The following is a 15,608-nucleotide window of genomic DNA, read 5'->3' on the forward strand; positions in this document are numbered from 1 at the left end:
AAATATCAACAAAATCAAGAAGATGTGATTAAATAAAATTTTCTGTTGAAAATTACAATCCGTATTTTGCTCTATAACCATAAAAACTCCATGCCATGAGTAAATACTCTCGTTGCCTGGCAGCTTTATCCTTGCTCTTTTTTTTTACGATTGCTGCCAGGGCTCAAACTACAACTATTTCCGGAACCGTAAGAAATAGTACCAACAAAGAACCCGTTCCCTTCGTTACGGTTGTTATTAAAGGAACAGGTTCAGGGACCTATACAGATGAAAAAGGTAATTTTAAACTGACCACTTCCCGCGCCTTCCCCCTAACGCTAGAATTTACGTCCATTGGCTTTACTGCCAAAGAAGTAGCTGTATCCGGTGGCGGAACACCTGTTGAAGTAGACCTTGTACCCGGTTCCGATCTGGGTACCGAGGTAGTTATTTCGGCAAGCCGCGTTCCGGAACGAATACTGGAATCGCCTGTGTCGATCGAACGTATGAATATAGGCGCCATTCGCGCCGCTGCTGCACCTAATTATTATGATGGCGTGGCTAACCTGAAAGGGGTTGACCTCACAACATCAAGTTTGACTTTCCGTACTATCAGTACCCGTGGTTTTAATGGCAGTGGTAACCTGCGGTTCAATCAGCTCGTTGATGGAATGGATAACCAGGCGCCCGGTCTGAACTTCAGCGTGGGCAATATAATTGGGCTTACCGAACTGGATGTTGACAACGTGGAACTGTTACAGGGCGCTTCTTCTGCCTTATACGGTTCAGGTGGAATGAACGGTACCCTGCTTATGAACAGTAAGAACCCGTTCAAATACCAGGGGTTGAGCTTCCAGGTAAAACATGGGTACATGCACTTCGACGATCCGGCGCAGGACAATGCAACGCCTTACTACGACTGGTCGCTTCGTTATGCAAAAAAGATCAGTGAAAAATTCGCTTTCCGGTTGTCGGGTCAATTCATAAAGGCCGATGACTGGCAGGCTACCGATTACCGCAACCTGCAACGGAACAACGTGTTCAGCTCACTCAAAGATGGTAATCGTAATACGGATCCCAATTATGATGGCGTGAACGTGTTTGGCGATGAGGCAAGTGCGAGCCTCTCTGCACTGGCACAGGCAGGTATTTTCGGACCAAACAATCCTACGCTTCCCGGGGTGATCACCAATTTAAGTACTTCCCTGGGCCGGGCGCCGACGCAGCAGGAAATCGTTGGGCATTATGCTACTACCACTGCCTATGCCGGCAATCCCCAAACGCTGCCATTATATTTAATGGCCAATGGTTTGGCAAGAGGGTATTATGGTTCACAAAATGTAAGCCGTACGGGATATAACGAAAATACGCTGGTTGACTATGATACCTATAATGTGAAAGTATCCGGCGCCCTGCATTATAAAATAACTGAAAATATTGAAGCTATTCTGGCTGGTAACTGGGGAACCGGTACTACGGTGTATACCGGCGCCGATCGTTACAGCATCAAGAACCTGAAAATGGGCCAGTATAAACTGGAGTTCAGGGGCAGGAACTGGTTTTTGCGTGGTTATACCATTCAGGAAAATTCTGGAGACGCGTATACGGCCACTACGGCTGCAGTGGCGATCAACCGTGCCTGGAAAGCCGATCAAACATGGTTTGGCCAGTACGCTTCATTTTATTCAGGCGCCCGTATGGCCGGACTTCCAGATGCTCAGGCACATGCTTTAGCACGGGACTCTGCTCAGGTGGGTGCTTATTTGCCCGGTACACCCGCCTTTCAGGCCGCTTTCGATAGTGCAGTAAATAAGTCTATCAGCAAAGGCGGCGCTAAATTCGAAGACAAATCAGATATGTATCATTTCGAAGGCCAGTATAACCTGAGCGATCATATCAAATTTGCAGAAGTACTGGTAGGCGCCAACTTCCGTCGCTATGTGCTGAACTCAAGCGGAACCATCTTTGCCGATAGTACCGGTACCATCGGTATCAACGAAGTGGGCGGTTACGCGCAGGTATCGAAATGGGTGCTGGAAGAGCGGTTGAAATTAACCGTTTCAGGCCGGTACGATAAGAACGAAAACTTCGACGGCCGCTTTACACCACGCGCCACCGCACTACTAAAAGTGGCAAAAGACAACAGCATCCGCTTATCGTATCAGCAGGCGTATCGTTTCCCTTCTACGCAGGACCAATGGATCAACCTGCGTACGCCGGCGAGCATCCTTATCGGCGGGTTACCCGATTTCTATTCGTTCTATAATTTTGGCGGAAGCCCTGCTTATACTGCCGAAAGCATAGTCGCTTACCGCAATTCAATCAATAATGGCACGCCTAATCCCACTTTACTACAAGAGGCTGATTTCGGAACGCTGAAACCTGAGATCGCCAACTCATACGAAATTGGGTACCGCGGTTTGCTTACGCCGAAACTGCTTGTTGATGCATATGGTTATTATAGCCAGTACAAAGACTTCCTGGGCCGTAAGGCGGTGGGCAGAGGCGCCAGCGCCGACCCAGCCAAAACATTTACTGAACTGGCAAGCCCGTTCACGACTACCAATTACTCTTTTGTATCCAATTCAGAAAATACAGTAAATGCATTAGGCTGGGGGGTAAGCGTGAATTACCGGTTTAACAAGGGCTACGATTTCGGTGTTAACGTATCGGGCGATCAGTTGAATGATGTCGATTCGGGGTTGGTAACTTTCTTCAACACGCCAAAGGTTCGCTTCAATGTAACTTTCGGTAATGATAAAGTGAATAACAGCAATTGGGGTTTCAATGTCCTGTATCGCTGGCAGGATGAAATGTTGTGGCAAGGTACTTTCGGTACCGGCCAGGTAGAATCATTCGGTTCACTTGATGCGATGATCAGCTATCGTTTGCCTAAGATCAAAAGCCTGATCAAACTGGGCGCTACCAACCTCACGAACAAGTATTATACTACGGCGTTTGGTAACCCAAGCGTTGGCGGGTTGTACTACGTGAGCTTTGGGTACAATGTGTTTTAAAAGTCAGTAAAGCTTTATAAAAAATGCGGCATCGTTACTGATTGCCGCATTTATTTTTATGTTTCTCTGTGCTGATCAACTCTTCAGCATGATATCTTTCACCATCTTCACACAATCGAGGTGCTGCGCGGTAAAGCTATCCTGCCAGGCAATGCCCATTTGTTTCAGATCGAAATGTTTTAATACAGTGGCAACGGAACCTAACTGACCGTTCTCTTCCTGTTTGTAGCCAAGTATATAAACCGAATCGGCCAGCTCTATCGCCAGTTCAATATCGTGGGTACTGAACATGATCGTGTTCAGTTCATGGCTTTCATTAATTAGTTGAAACGCTTTTTTTACGCTGACGATATTACCGATATCCAAACCCGAAAATGGTTCATCGAGCACCATATAATGACCCGAACTGAGCAATTGCTCGAGGATGGCCGTCCGCTGCCGCTGACCGCCCGACAAGAAGTTTGGATACTGATCTTTGCAGGTTTCCAAACCCCAGTCTTTCAGGTAATGCATGATCTTTTCATCTTTTTCCTGTTTGGATAAAGTGGTTTTGCGTAAAGCGAACAGCAGCGTTTCATATACTGTTTTATGCCTGAACAGGGTGTATTTCTGATTTACGAACCCAACGTCGCCTTCGTGTACCTGTTTGGCGGGTTGTTGTCCGTTCTCAACTGGCTTGCTTAGATCAGGAATCAGCACCCGGCCGGTGGTAGGTTTTTCCAATCCGGTGAGCGCCCTGAAAAGGGTTGATTTTCCGCGGCCCGACCGTCCCAGGAATGCAATGATCTGGCCCTGTTGCCGGCTGGCGCGAACAGTATCTTTTTCGGTAATATTAATGTCGCGAATGATGGTCCTGTCACCATAGGAAACGCTCAGGTTCTCTACGTGCAGGATGACGCCTTTTTGCTCATAGGTCTGTGCTGCAGTTGTCATATCAGAAGGTTGAATACTTGAATAGGGATTTACGGGTTGCACGAAGCACCCAGTCGAGTAGCAGGCCTACCAGTAAGATCACGAGCTGTAGCGCTACGATACGGCCATGGTTCATGAATTTGTCGCTGTTCTTGATCAGCACACCAAGCCCCCCGGCAGCCACCAGGATCGATTCTACGGTTACCAGCATCATCCAGGTCATGGCCAGGTTCTGGCGCAATACATCGATCACATAATCGAGCCGGCCTTTGATGATCACTTCCCATAACACTTCCCAACGGGTGCACTTCAGCGAACGCGCATGATCGATCTCATCGGCGGGTACATCTTTTAAAACCGCCAGCAGCGACGTAATGAAGTACAAACTCATGAAGATCACCAGCACGCTTACCTGCATATTACGGGCGCTGCTCACCAGTAATGCCAGGTAAAAAGTGATGCCCGTAAGCGGCAGGTACCTTAATTTACTCAGTGTTATGGCCAGCGGTTGCAAAGCGGGCAGGGGAGATATGTATACGAGTAATAATGAAACCAGTATGGAGTAAACAGTGGCTTGCAGGCAGAGAGCCAGCGAACTGCCTACATGAACAACAAGGCCTTCCTGGTACAACGAAAGAAACCCATCCCAAACCTGACCCGGTGTTGGGAACAAATGTTTTTCGCCTGAAGAGGAAATGATCCAGTAAATTACCAGCAGCGCTATCCACGCGGCAAATATTATATACCGCTCTTTATGAGCTACTTTTTCAAACGGCCTGAACCAGTTTTTAAGTTTCATAAGATATTTTTAAGCAAAAGGGTGAGGCATCTTCTAAAAAGATGCCTCACCCTTATTACAGTCAGGTTATTTAAGAAGAGTGATCACCACCCGGCGGTTCTTTGCTTTACCGGCCGGTGTGCTGTTATCGGCAACAGGTTCATCCTGGCCTTTGCCATCCGTTTTCTGAAAGCGGGTGGCGGGTATGCCTTTCTGTATAAGGAAATTCTTTACCGCTTCGGCACGGGCGGTTGACAACGCATAATTGGCGTCCTGTGTGCCGGTATTATCGGTATGGCCTACCAGTTCCAGTTTTGAATCTTCTGCCTGTATCAGCAGGTTATAGATCTGGTCCAGTACATCTTTGGCTTCAGGCCGAACGGTGGCTCTGCCCACATCAAAATTGATGCGCCATTCACCCGATGCCATTACGCTTGTTGCTTTTTTAGAATAATCAGCAGTGTAAGTGGTTCCTGCATCGATATTGGTGATCCCTTTCAGGTAAGAAATGTTCACAGCTTCTTCGTAAGGCACAATACGTTTAACGTTCTGGTTAAAACCACCGGGGTTCAGTTCTTTCAGGTAACGTGATACCTGGTCATAAACAGCTTTATAACGATTTATACCATCGGTAGCACCAAAGTATTGGTTGCAGTCGGCCAGGTTGAAAACGCGCGAACCGCCCATGTTATAGGAAATGCCGCCTTTTTCTCCCTGCTGGCCTTTAAACATCGCGTACCAGTAGTCGCCGTTTTCCTGTTTGAAGTTTTCGGCAACGGTTTCCGATGCCTTTTTGCGCCAGCTGTCATATTGCTTCATCTGGTTGGTAGCCAGAAAAGTTGCTTTAAAAATATTGGTCACCAGTTCCTTGTTGGCATCTGCCCATTGTTTCAACCCGATCACGGTAGTAGGCATCTGGTTATTGAATTCTTTGGTAGATACCACATCGGTAAAACCGTTCAGGGCATCGAATACCATTTTATCGCCGGGCGTCCATGTTGCGCAACCATCAATTTTTTTATTGATCGTTTTACCGGTGAGCTTTCCGCCCTTTACTTCTTTCATGGGAACGGTATAACCCTGGGTTTGCGACTTAATAAGCGCTTTTGACGCTTCAATATAATCGTCATTTTCTGCGGCTACGAAGTTTACGGCTTCTGCATCATACGTGGCGGGGTCGGGATTTACTTTCAGCCCGTTGGCAAATGCATAGTTAACGGCTACCACCCAGTCGCCATCGCCGATTACAGTTGAAATTAAGGCGCCTTTCATCGACTGTGGGTTCATCTTCCAGCTTGGGGGCCCAATCACTTTATCTTCACCATAACTTAAACCAATAGCGCCCAATACCTGTAACTGGTATTTACCAGCGCCATATTTATCATTGAGGGCCTGTTGTGCAGAGCTGATATAAAAAGGTGCGCCATCACCCATGATCATGATCGCCGCTACTCCTTCTTTTGGTATATTATTTCCTTTGTCGAACTCTTCAACGAATTTCATTTGCTGGTTACGCAATTCTGAAAGCCAATCCTGGCGGATCAATTCAAGATTGACGCCATTTTTTTCCATCAGCGAACCTTTGGTGGTTTTGGAACCGCCATTGGCTACTATTATACCCGACTGGGCATTCCAGGCATAACCGGCTATGCGTACCAGTGGTTTGGAACCTGCTTCCGAAGATGCTTCTGCCTGGGGCAGCGGCAACTCGGCCGAAGTAGTTACATTATTTACATCTTTGTCCGAAACATCCAGTTTTTCAAGCGATTTGGATTCATCTACACGCAGGCCGGGACTTAAAAAATAAACAGCGCTACCAATGGCGCCCGCTACCAATAGCGTTATCAGGGCCTTTGAAAAAAAGGTTAGGTTAGACCATTTCATGTGTTGTTCTGTGTGTTGGTTAAATTAATTGAAAATATCCCCGAAACCTTTGCTTTCCAGCTTATCTTCCTGTGATAATTTGTAGTTGGGGTTGCTGTATTTTTTCGATTCCGGAATAGTATAATTATCGGTTTTGATCTGGTCGGCCAGTTTATCGAGCTTGGAATACAGCTCATCGCTATCCATTGAATACTGGCTGGTGAGCGTGTCGAGGTCGAGCAGGTTCTCTTTGGTAGTGGCCAGGTCGAGCTCGATGGTATTGGTAACCACATCCAATGCATACTCCAGTTCCCATCCTTTGGTAAACAGCATGGCCGATTTGGCCTGCTCGGTGGCGGCACGGGCTGCCTGGGCAAAGGCGTATTCTTTTTTCAGCATATCGATGCTCACTTCAAAATCGGCGATCTTTATTTCCATGGCCGTGTCTACCATATTGAGTTTACGGTCTAACTTGCCGATCACATGCGCCCTGCTGCCGTATTTTCGTACCAGGCTCGTACTTTGATTCAGCATATGGCTTATACGCTGTGCCTCGCTCAGGGTTTTCATAAGATTTGTTTGATACTCGACATACTCATCAGAATCCTTGGCCGCTTCCCCCATTTTAGCGTCCATCTCCTGCATCCTGCTTTTGGTGGTTTCTGCTTTTGATTGCAACACCAACACTTTATCCTGGTAGTCTTTTGCTTCTTTTTCCGCTTTTATCGATTCGCTTTCCATGTTCGATTTAATAGCTTTGATCTTAGCCTTGGCTTCTTTAAATCGTGCCCGGTTCTGCGTCATCTTTTCTTTTTGTTCTTCCAGCTCGCCAAACGGATCGTATTTGATCAACATCTTGTGAAATATTCTGGCCAGTTTTTTAAGTGCTTTAATGATCACCGGCAGCATTATGAAAAAAGCGATCACCAGCACGGCGGCGGCAATGGCGCCCAATACCTGGCCCACCCATGTAAATACAATAGGCAGAATAAATTTATATAACCCCCATGCAATAGTGCCCAGAATAACCAGGCCAATTACAGTGGCAATTCCTTTTTCTCCTTTACGCCAGTTCTTGGGATTGAATGTTATCTGGCTTTTTTCGAAATGCTTGAGAATAGGCAGTTCAAGCACCTTACTGGATTCAGTTGACATTCTTATAGATTTAAAATAAAAGTTGTTAGGCTTTAATATGTTTCAGGATCCCTTCTTTGATAATATTCAGTTTGTCGATGCTTACTTTCCGGGCCATGTCATTGGCCAGTAATTTTTCGCGGATAGCTTTTTCCTGGGGATAGAAAGTTTCGTCTGTTTTTGTAAGCGCGGCTCTTTTTTGACTGATATCTGCTTCCAGGTGTTGTAGTTCAGCGCGAAGCTGCGTTATACGGGCCGCTCCGGCATCTATTTCACGTTGCAGTTTGTCTTTGTCGGTACTCTTTTTTTCCTGCAGGGAATTCAGTTTTTGCTGTCCCTGGTTCACATACTGCCCATGCACCTCATTTATTTTGCTGATATAAAACTCGGCGTCGGTCATTAACTTTTGCGGAGTAATGGTCTTGTCGAGCGACTTCGCCATCTGGTATGCTAACTGGTAGGTACTGTCATTAGCATGCCCAATACTGCTGATTGCTTTGTAGAATTCGTAAAAATCGTAACCGGGCATGTTGATGGAATCAAGACCTGATTCATACACATTAAGCACTTCCTGTACAGAAGGATCGATAGCCGGTGGTGGAGTGGCCATACCATTGGCCGAACCGGTTTGAACGGATTGACTATCTGTAACGGGGAATGAAAAAGATTCCGTTTTATTTTTTTCGGTTGTATCTTTTTTAGCAGTTTCGGATTCGGTCTCTTTTACAAACAGGCTCTTCCAGTTTTTAATCATGGATGATAAGGGTTTACTTAAGGTAACTAAAGGGATTTAAACGCTACATTAAATCCTGATTTACAAATAGACTAATAGACTATTTGATAAACACTTTTGTATTTATCAACAACTTTTTTCTGATTAAATATGCCTTTCTGGTAGTTATAGATGCAATGAAACTTTACAAATATAAGGCATGCGTACTCAAAACGCACTGAATTAAGGATTATTGTAATATCAATGGCGTAATGTTGATTGGTATTAGCAATTATACTAAAGTGATGGAGTGCAAAAAGGTCAGCTTCCCTGCCGCGCAGCTGTGTATTTCATTATCACATTATCGAATTATCCCATTATCAAATTAGTTTTCCATACTCGCTGCTATCAGTTCCGCTACATCCAATACCCTTACCGTCTCTTCTTTTTCCTTTTGTTTTACGCCATCAGTAAGCATGGTGTTGCAAAACGGACAGGCGGCAGCTACGATGTCCGATCCGGTTTCCAGCGCTTCCTGAATACGTTCCTGGTTGATACGAACATTTCCTTTTTCTTCTTCCTTGAACATTTGCGCACCGCCGGCGCCGCAACACAAACCTTTCGTTCGGCAACGTTTCATTTCAACCAGTTCGGCATCCAGCGCTTCCAGCACCTTGCGCGGCGCTTCATAAATATCATTGGCGCGGCCCAGATAACAACTATCGTGATAGGTAATACGCTTTCCTTTAAAGGCGCCGCCTTCTTTCAGGGTTATCTTTCCCTCATCGAGCAGCTGTTGTAAAAAAGTGGTATGGTGAATCACTTCATATGTGCCACCCAGTTCGGGATATTCGTTTTTGAGAATATTAAAGCAGTGCGGACAAGCCGTTACTATTTTCTTAATACCATAGCCATTCAGGATCTGAATATTCTGGTAGGCCATCATCTGGAACATAAATTCATTACCCGCCCGCCTGGCCGGGTCGCCGGTACAGCACTCTTCCTTACCCAGCACGGCAAAATTGATCCCCACTTTGGTAAGAATGGTTGCAAACGCTTTAGTGATCTTTTGCGCCCGCTGGTCAAAACTTCCTGAGCAGCCAACCCAGAACAGTACATCCGGCGGAGTGCCGGCCGCAATCATTTCAGCAACAGTTCGTATTTGCATGTGGTATACCGGTTTATGTGCCTCAAATATACAGTTTATGACGGCTAAATCATACACTGTGTAATCATAATGCCATTCGTAAACGGGGTATTGACCACCCGTGTATATCTATAACCGCTATATATTGGGGAACAGGTATATTTGACGACCTGAAAACAGACAACTACACATCATGAGAAAAAAACTATTCATCATTGTTCCTTTTACGTGTTTCGTACTTTCCTTACAGGCTCAGCGGAAACCCGATGCCGAACCGGCTGTGCCGAGGGTGGCCAAAACGGGCGATCAGTCGCATACCGTTCGCCTTGCGCTCGACAGCAGCGTCACTACTTCCAATACCGTTACCATTAAAGGCCAGCGGGTGCCTTACACAGTGACGGCCGGCTCGCTACCGGTTTGGGATGAGAGCGGCAAACCGCTTGCCGGCGTTTTTTATACGTATTATGAACGGTCCGATGTGAAGGACCTGTCGACCCGCCCGCTGGTGATCTCTTTCAATGGCGGTCCCGGTACTTCTTCGGTTTGGATGGAGATCGGTTATACCGGCCCGCGCATGCTGAAGATCGACGATGAAGGTTACCCCATTCAACCCTATGGGTTAAGGGATAATCAGCATTCGATCCTCGACGTAGCTGATATCGTATTCGTTGACCCGGTAAATACCGGTTTTTCACGTCCGGCCGATAAAGACGTTCCGCCTGCTACTTTTTTTGGTGTGAATGCCGATATCAAATACCTCGCCGGCTGGATCAATACTTTCGTAAGCCGCAACAAACGCTGGGCTTCACCCAAGTTCCTGATAGGAGAGAGTTATGGCACTACGCGCGTTTCGGGCCTTGCCCTGGAATTACAGAATGCTCAATGGATGTACCTTAACGGTGTGATACTGGTTTCACCAACCGATTTGGGTATTTACAGGGATGGCCCGGTAGATGCAGCGCTCAGTTTGCCTTATTTCGCCGCTACTGCCTGGTATCATAAAAAGCTACCGGCCGATCTGCAAGGCAAAGACCTTACTGCCGTATTGCCCGAAGTGGAAACCTTTACGGTGAACGAATTGATACCCGCTCTTGCCAAAGGCGGCAGTTTGCCCGATGCCGACAAAAACGCCATTGCCGCAAAAATGGCAAGGTACTCCGGCTTGTCGCAGCAATTCATTTTGCAGAATAACCTCGAAATAGCCACCAACGCTTTCTGGAAAGAACTGTTGCGCGATAAAGGTTATACCGTTGGCCGGCTCGACAGCCGCTACCTTGGTATCGACCGTAAAGACGCCGGTGTTGCACCCGATTATAATGCCGAACTAAGCCATTGGCTGCATGCGTTTACGCCTGCCATCAATATATACCTGCGCGATGAACTGCGTTATAAGACCGATCTCAAATATTATATGTTCGGGCCCGTATCGCCCTGGGACCGTTCGAATGACCGTACCGGTGAAAACCTGCGCCAGGCTATGGCCATGAACCCTTACCTGCATGTGTTTGTGCAGTCGGGTTATTACGATGGCGCCTGCGATTATTTCAATGCCAAATACAATATGTGGCAGATCGATGCCGCCGGTAAGTTAAAAGATCGGTTAACGTGGGAAGGATACCGCAGCGGGCATATGATGTATTTAAGAAAAGAAGACCTCGCAACGGCCAATCAGCATTTGCGGGATTTTATTCTGAAAGCGATTCCGGGTGATAAACCGGCAAAATATTAATTGTTTGTGGTTTATGGTTTGTGGTTGTCGTTGCACTTTGCGATTGCCCGATCATTCGCAGGGTTCACGCATTAAAGAACCATAAACCATAAACTACAAACCATAAACTGTATCTATTTGGAATGTTGTGCAATTAACCTCTTCGTTATCTTTTTTATCCCTTTAGACAAATTCTTCTTCGCGTCGCTGAGGATAATATCGCGGTTGGGGTTCAGCTCAATGGTGGCGTGTTTTTCAGACCACAGGCCAATGGTGAGGATCACGGGCAGCAGGTCGATGCCTTTTTCCGTTAAGCTGTAAACGATCTTTTGTTTATGCTGCGCATCCCTGGCTTTACGAATGATCTTTTCCTTTTCGAGCATAGCTAACCTGTCGGCCAGCAGGTTGGTGGCAATATGCTCGTCGGAGCCAAGGAATTCATTATAATACCGCTTCCCAAAGAACATCAGATCGCGGATGATAAGCAATGACCACTTATCACAGAATATTTCAATACCATAATTCAACGGGCAGTCAGATCGCATACTGTTAAATTTAGAACCACTTGCAAATATAAAGTAGTTTGCTTTATCTTTGCTACCGCTTGTGTTTTGCAAGTAGTTAAAGAAATCATATGAATAGAGTTGTAGTTACCGGCATGGGCGCTTTGACACCCATTGGCAACGATGTACCGGCCTTTATTAAGAATTTATGGGCTGGAACAAGCGGCGCGGCGCCTATCACCCGCTTCAATGCCGAACGTTTCAGAACGCGTTTTGCCGCAGAGCTGAAACAGTTCAATGCCGCTGCCTTTCTCGATAAGGGCGAATTGCGAAAGACTGATCTTTTCACTCAATATGCCCTGGTGGCGGCCGACCAGGCTATAAAAGATTCGGGGCTCGATTTTACTGCCATGGACCCCTTCGATACCGGTGTTATCTGGGGATCGGGGCAGGGTGGTATGCAAACCTTTGAAGAGCAGGTGGCCGAATATATCGGGGGCGATCGCAACCCGCGGTTCAACCCCTTCTTTGTGCCCAAGCTGATTGCCAATATGGCTTCGGGTATGATCTCCATCAGGTACCGCCTGATGGGCATTAATTACACTACGGTTTCGGCCTGCGCAACATCCAATACCGCCATTATGGACGCGCTTAATTACATCAGGCTGGGCAAGGCAAAGGTCATTATTACAGGTGGGTCGGAAGCCCCGATCACCGAAGCGTCTGTTGGCGGTTTTTGCGCCATGAAAGCCATGTCGGTGCGTAATGACGACCCGCAGGCGGCATCCCGCCCGTTCGATGTAAACCGCGATGGGTTCGTAATGGGCGAGGGCGCCGGGGCGCTGGTGCTGGAAGAATATGAACATGCCCGTAAGCGGGGCGCCAAAATATATGCAGAAGTAGCCGGCGCCGCCATGACGGCCGATGCCTGGCATATGACGGCTACCCATCCGGAAGGGTTGGGCGCGTACCAGGCCATGCGGCTGGCGTTGAAAGATGGCGGAATCGACGCCGGTGAGGTTGATTACGTGAATATGCATGCCACGTCGACACCGGTTGGCGATCTGAGTGAAATTGCAGCTATTACGAAATTATTTGGCAACGATCTGAAAGGCGTTCATTTAAGCGCTACCAAATCAATGACCGGTCACCTGCTGGGTGCTGCCGGCGCCATCGAGGCCATTGCATCAATAGCAAGCATAAACGAAAGTATAATTCCCCCCACTATCAATACACAGCACCTCGATCCCGAATTACCGGCAGGTATACAGATCGTATTGAAGGACGCGGTTGAAAAGAAAGTGAACATTGCCATGAGCAATACGTTCGGTTTCGGCGGACATAACGGAATAGTTGTATTTAGGAAAATGTAAGTTAAGATTGGTGAGTTGTGAGTAATGAGGCTTGTTTATGGGTTTAGGCCGTTTATGGTTTATGGTTTGTTGTTTGTGGTTCTTTATTGCAGATGCCAGCAAGGTATTGAGATGGCTCAAAATGCGGCAGGCCAACTAGAAACCATAAACAAGAAACCATAAACTAATAACAATCGTTTGCGCAATTTTAGTTTTCCAAATCAATGCTATGGAGTAATTTTTCGGCTTCAATTAACAACCTGAAGCGGCCTTATTGTATGAGTTTTTTGCGCGTTCCTTATTTGTATGGCATTGATCAGCATACGCCTTTACGTGATATATCACCGGTGCTCGATAGTGCACCGAAACAACAACTGGTGTATGTTCCCTGGGCCGATTATCCTTATCACCCCGATGTGCAGTTTGCTATGGCCCATGGCAGCGATGCCGTATTCATCAAATACTTCGTTAAGGAAAAAACGGTGCGCGCAGTTAACAATACCTTACATTCTCCCGTATATAAGGATAGCTGCGTTGAGTTCTTTATCGGGTTCGACGATGAACCGGCCTACTACAATTTCGAATTCAATTGCATTGGCGCCCATTTGATCGGGTATGGAGAAAATAATGCCAACCGCACCCTGTTGCCGCCCGGTATTAGCCAGCTGATAAAATACAAGGCTGAACTTACCAACGACGAAAACCAGGAAACCATTGGCTGGGAACTGACCCTCATGATCCCGGTTGCCGCCTTCTACTTTCACAATTTTCAAACCTTAAAGGGGAAGAACTGCGTTGCCAATTTTTACAAATGCGGCGATGAACTGCCCGAACCGCATTTTGTAACCTGGTCGAACATTCAATGGCCCCGGCCAAACTTTCATTTGCGCCAGTTCTTCGGCACGCTGGAATTTGAGTAAACCAATTAGCTAATTCGACAATGTGATCATTCGATAGTTAATACAGTCCGCCATCTGCCGGGGTAGCGGAAAACGACGCTTCTAAACGTGGAGCACATTTGCAATTCGCGAGATATCGGAAAATAAGCGCTGCCGCACCTAAAGCATTACCACATTATGTCATATTAACAAATTGTCACATTGGTATGCATTTTGCTTACCAACCCCCGTTCAAAATTTACCGTATCTACCCTTTGTCATAATAAATTCAATGTAGTCCGCTATCCCCTGAAAACTTTCTCTGAAATTATTCATTAAAAAAAATTGCATGCGAAAGTTTTTGCTCCTTAGTATTCTATGCCCATTAGTAGCCGTATCCCAGCAACGTTTTCACGTAACCTTGTTTGGAGGCCTTTCAAATTATGCAGGTGATCTGCAGGATCATCAGTTTACCCTGCAGCAATCGAATTTTGCTTTTGGCGCGGGTATCAAATATGACTTCACGCCTCATCTGGCTTTGCGCCTGGCGTATAATCACGGGTCAATTGAAGGAGACGACAAGCGGAGCGGCGATCCGTTACTGCGCGAGCGAAACCTGAGCTTTGCCTCAAAGATCAATGAAGGCAGCCTGCTGCTCGAATATACCTTGTTGAATATGGAGGATAGAAAAATTTCTCCCTATATCTACAGCGGCATTACGGTTTTTCACTACAATCCATACGCATACGATACTTTGGGAAATAAGGTTTTCCTGAAACCGCTCAGTACGGAAGGGCAGGGGCTTGAACAATACCCCGATCGCAAACCTTACAAACTGACGCAGTTTGCCATTCCGGTGGGTGTAGGGGTGAAATTCAGGATCAGCAGCAATACCATCCTGGCGTATGAAATATCAGTACGGAAAACGTTCACCGATTACCTCGATGATGTGAGTAAAACATATGTCGATCAATTTGCGCTCGGTCAGCAACGTGGCCTGAAAGCCGTATCGATGGCATTCCGCAGCGATGAATTGAAAGGCAGCACGGCTACCTATCCCGCCGATGGTTCTGTGCGTGGTGGTTCAAAATACGAGGACTGGTATTATTTTACCGGTTTTACCTTATACATTGGAATAGGTTCCGGCAATGGCAGCGGCAGCGGCTTTGGCCGTTCAAAGGGCGGAAGGAACAGGCTGGGCTGCCCGAATGTGCTGTAGGAAAGCTGCAAGCCACAAGCTGTAAGCCAAAAGCCGAAGTCCAAAAGCCAAAGGCCGAAAGCCAAAACTCAAATAATTAGTCAGAAGAGCTCGCTAACCTTCAGGTTCAGCTCTTCGGACTTTTTTTGATCCATCCATACTAAACCGGTTTGTTTTGCGTTAATATAGCCCAACCGATTGATCGTACCCTTTTACTTACTTCCTCCTTCTTCGAATTATAGTTCTATTTTGTGAACCTGCCAGCTAATCAGGCTGTCAACCGCCCCCTCATGAGCCTGCCAACTAGTTACCTTATCAACCAGTCAACCAGTCAACTTTTCAACGCCTTCTCGTGAACCCGCGAACAAGTGAACTTGTTAACCCCGACTTTATCGGGGCAGGCTCTGTGAACTTGTTAACTTTTCAA

General features: G+C 46.7%; 12 protein-coding genes. 5 read left to right on the plus strand and 7 right to left on the minus strand.

Going from position 1 to position 15,608, the window contains the following annotated elements:
• Nucleotides 1-95 precede the first annotated feature (95 nt).
• Complete coding sequence (locus tag A4R26_RS01360; RefSeq protein ID WP_081158931.1) at nt 96-2,996, plus strand: TonB-dependent receptor; 2,901 nt, start codon at nt 96-98, stop codon at nt 2,994-2,996.
• Between the two features lie 75 nt (nt 2,997-3,071).
• Here the strand turns inward: A4R26_RS01360 and A4R26_RS01365 are convergent, their stop codons facing one another.
• From A4R26_RS01365 to A4R26_RS01390, 6 genes are all read right to left on the minus strand, one after another.
• Nucleotides 3,072-3,929: an ATP-binding cassette domain-containing protein gene (locus A4R26_RS01365; RefSeq protein ID WP_081158935.1), complete on the minus strand. Its 858-nt coding sequence runs from the start codon at nt 3,927-3,929 to the stop codon at nt 3,072-3,074.
• 1 nt (nt 3,930) lies between these two features.
• Nucleotides 3,931-4,707: an ABC transporter permease gene (locus A4R26_RS01370; RefSeq protein WP_081158938.1), complete on the minus strand. Its 777-nt coding sequence runs from the start codon at nt 4,705-4,707 to the stop codon at nt 3,931-3,933.
• Between the two features lie 66 nt (nt 4,708-4,773).
• On the minus strand, nt 4,774-6,570 hold the full coding sequence (locus tag A4R26_RS01375; RefSeq protein WP_081158941.1) for an OmpA family protein: 1,797 nt from the start codon (nt 6,568-6,570) through the stop codon (nt 4,774-4,776).
• Between the two features lie 24 nt (nt 6,571-6,594).
• Entirely contained in the window at nt 6,595-7,704 is a 1,110-nt protein-coding gene (locus A4R26_RS01380) for a hypothetical protein (protein ID WP_081158944.1), read from the minus strand.
• A gap of 25 nt (nt 7,705-7,729) precedes the next feature.
• A complete protein-coding gene (locus A4R26_RS01385; protein WP_081158947.1) occupies nt 7,730-8,437 on the minus strand; it encodes a hypothetical protein in 708 nt (235 codons plus the stop codon).
• 343 nt (nt 8,438-8,780) lie between these two features.
• Nucleotides 8,781-9,563 (minus strand): (Fe-S)-binding protein, encoded by a 783-nt coding sequence (locus tag A4R26_RS01390; RefSeq protein WP_081158950.1) that lies wholly within the window; start codon nt 9,561-9,563, stop codon nt 8,781-8,783.
• Nucleotides 9,564-9,735: 172 nt separating this feature from the next.
• Between A4R26_RS01390 and A4R26_RS01395 the strand changes: the two genes are divergently transcribed.
• A complete protein-coding gene (locus A4R26_RS01395) occupies nt 9,736-11,271 on the plus strand; it encodes a S10 family peptidase (protein ID WP_081158953.1) in 1,536 nt (511 codons plus the stop codon).
• Nucleotides 11,272-11,384: 113 nt separating this feature from the next.
• On the opposite strand, the gene A4R26_RS01400 is transcribed toward A4R26_RS01395, so the two are convergent.
• Nucleotides 11,385-11,795 (minus strand): winged helix-turn-helix transcriptional regulator, encoded by a 411-nt coding sequence (locus A4R26_RS01400; protein WP_081159426.1) that lies wholly within the window; start codon nt 11,793-11,795, stop codon nt 11,385-11,387.
• An 89-nt stretch (nt 11,796-11,884) separates the two neighbouring features.
• Between A4R26_RS01400 and fabF the strand changes: the two genes are divergently transcribed.
• The 3 genes from fabF to porG all read left to right on the plus strand — a co-directional run bounded on the left by fabF (nt 11,885) and on the right by porG (nt 15,202).
• Nucleotides 11,885-13,126, plus strand: a complete 1,242-nt coding sequence (gene fabF, locus A4R26_RS01405) for a beta-ketoacyl-ACP synthase II (RefSeq protein ID WP_081158956.1) — start codon at nt 11,885-11,887, stop codon at nt 13,124-13,126.
• 257 nt (nt 13,127-13,383) lie between these two features.
• Nucleotides 13,384-14,025 (plus strand): carbohydrate-binding family 9-like protein, encoded by a 642-nt coding sequence (locus A4R26_RS01410; RefSeq protein ID WP_081158959.1) that lies wholly within the window; start codon nt 13,384-13,386, stop codon nt 14,023-14,025.
• A 307-nt stretch (nt 14,026-14,332) separates the two neighbouring features.
• Nucleotides 14,333-15,202, plus strand: a complete 870-nt coding sequence (gene porG, locus A4R26_RS01415) for a type IX secretion system protein PorG (protein ID WP_081158961.1) — start codon at nt 14,333-14,335, stop codon at nt 15,200-15,202.
• The last annotated feature ends 406 nt before the right edge of the window (nt 15,203-15,608 follow it).

This window comes from Niastella populi (genome assembly GCF_002078015.1).
Classification (GTDB): domain Bacteria; phylum Bacteroidota; class Bacteroidia; order Chitinophagales; family Chitinophagaceae; genus Niastella; species Niastella populi.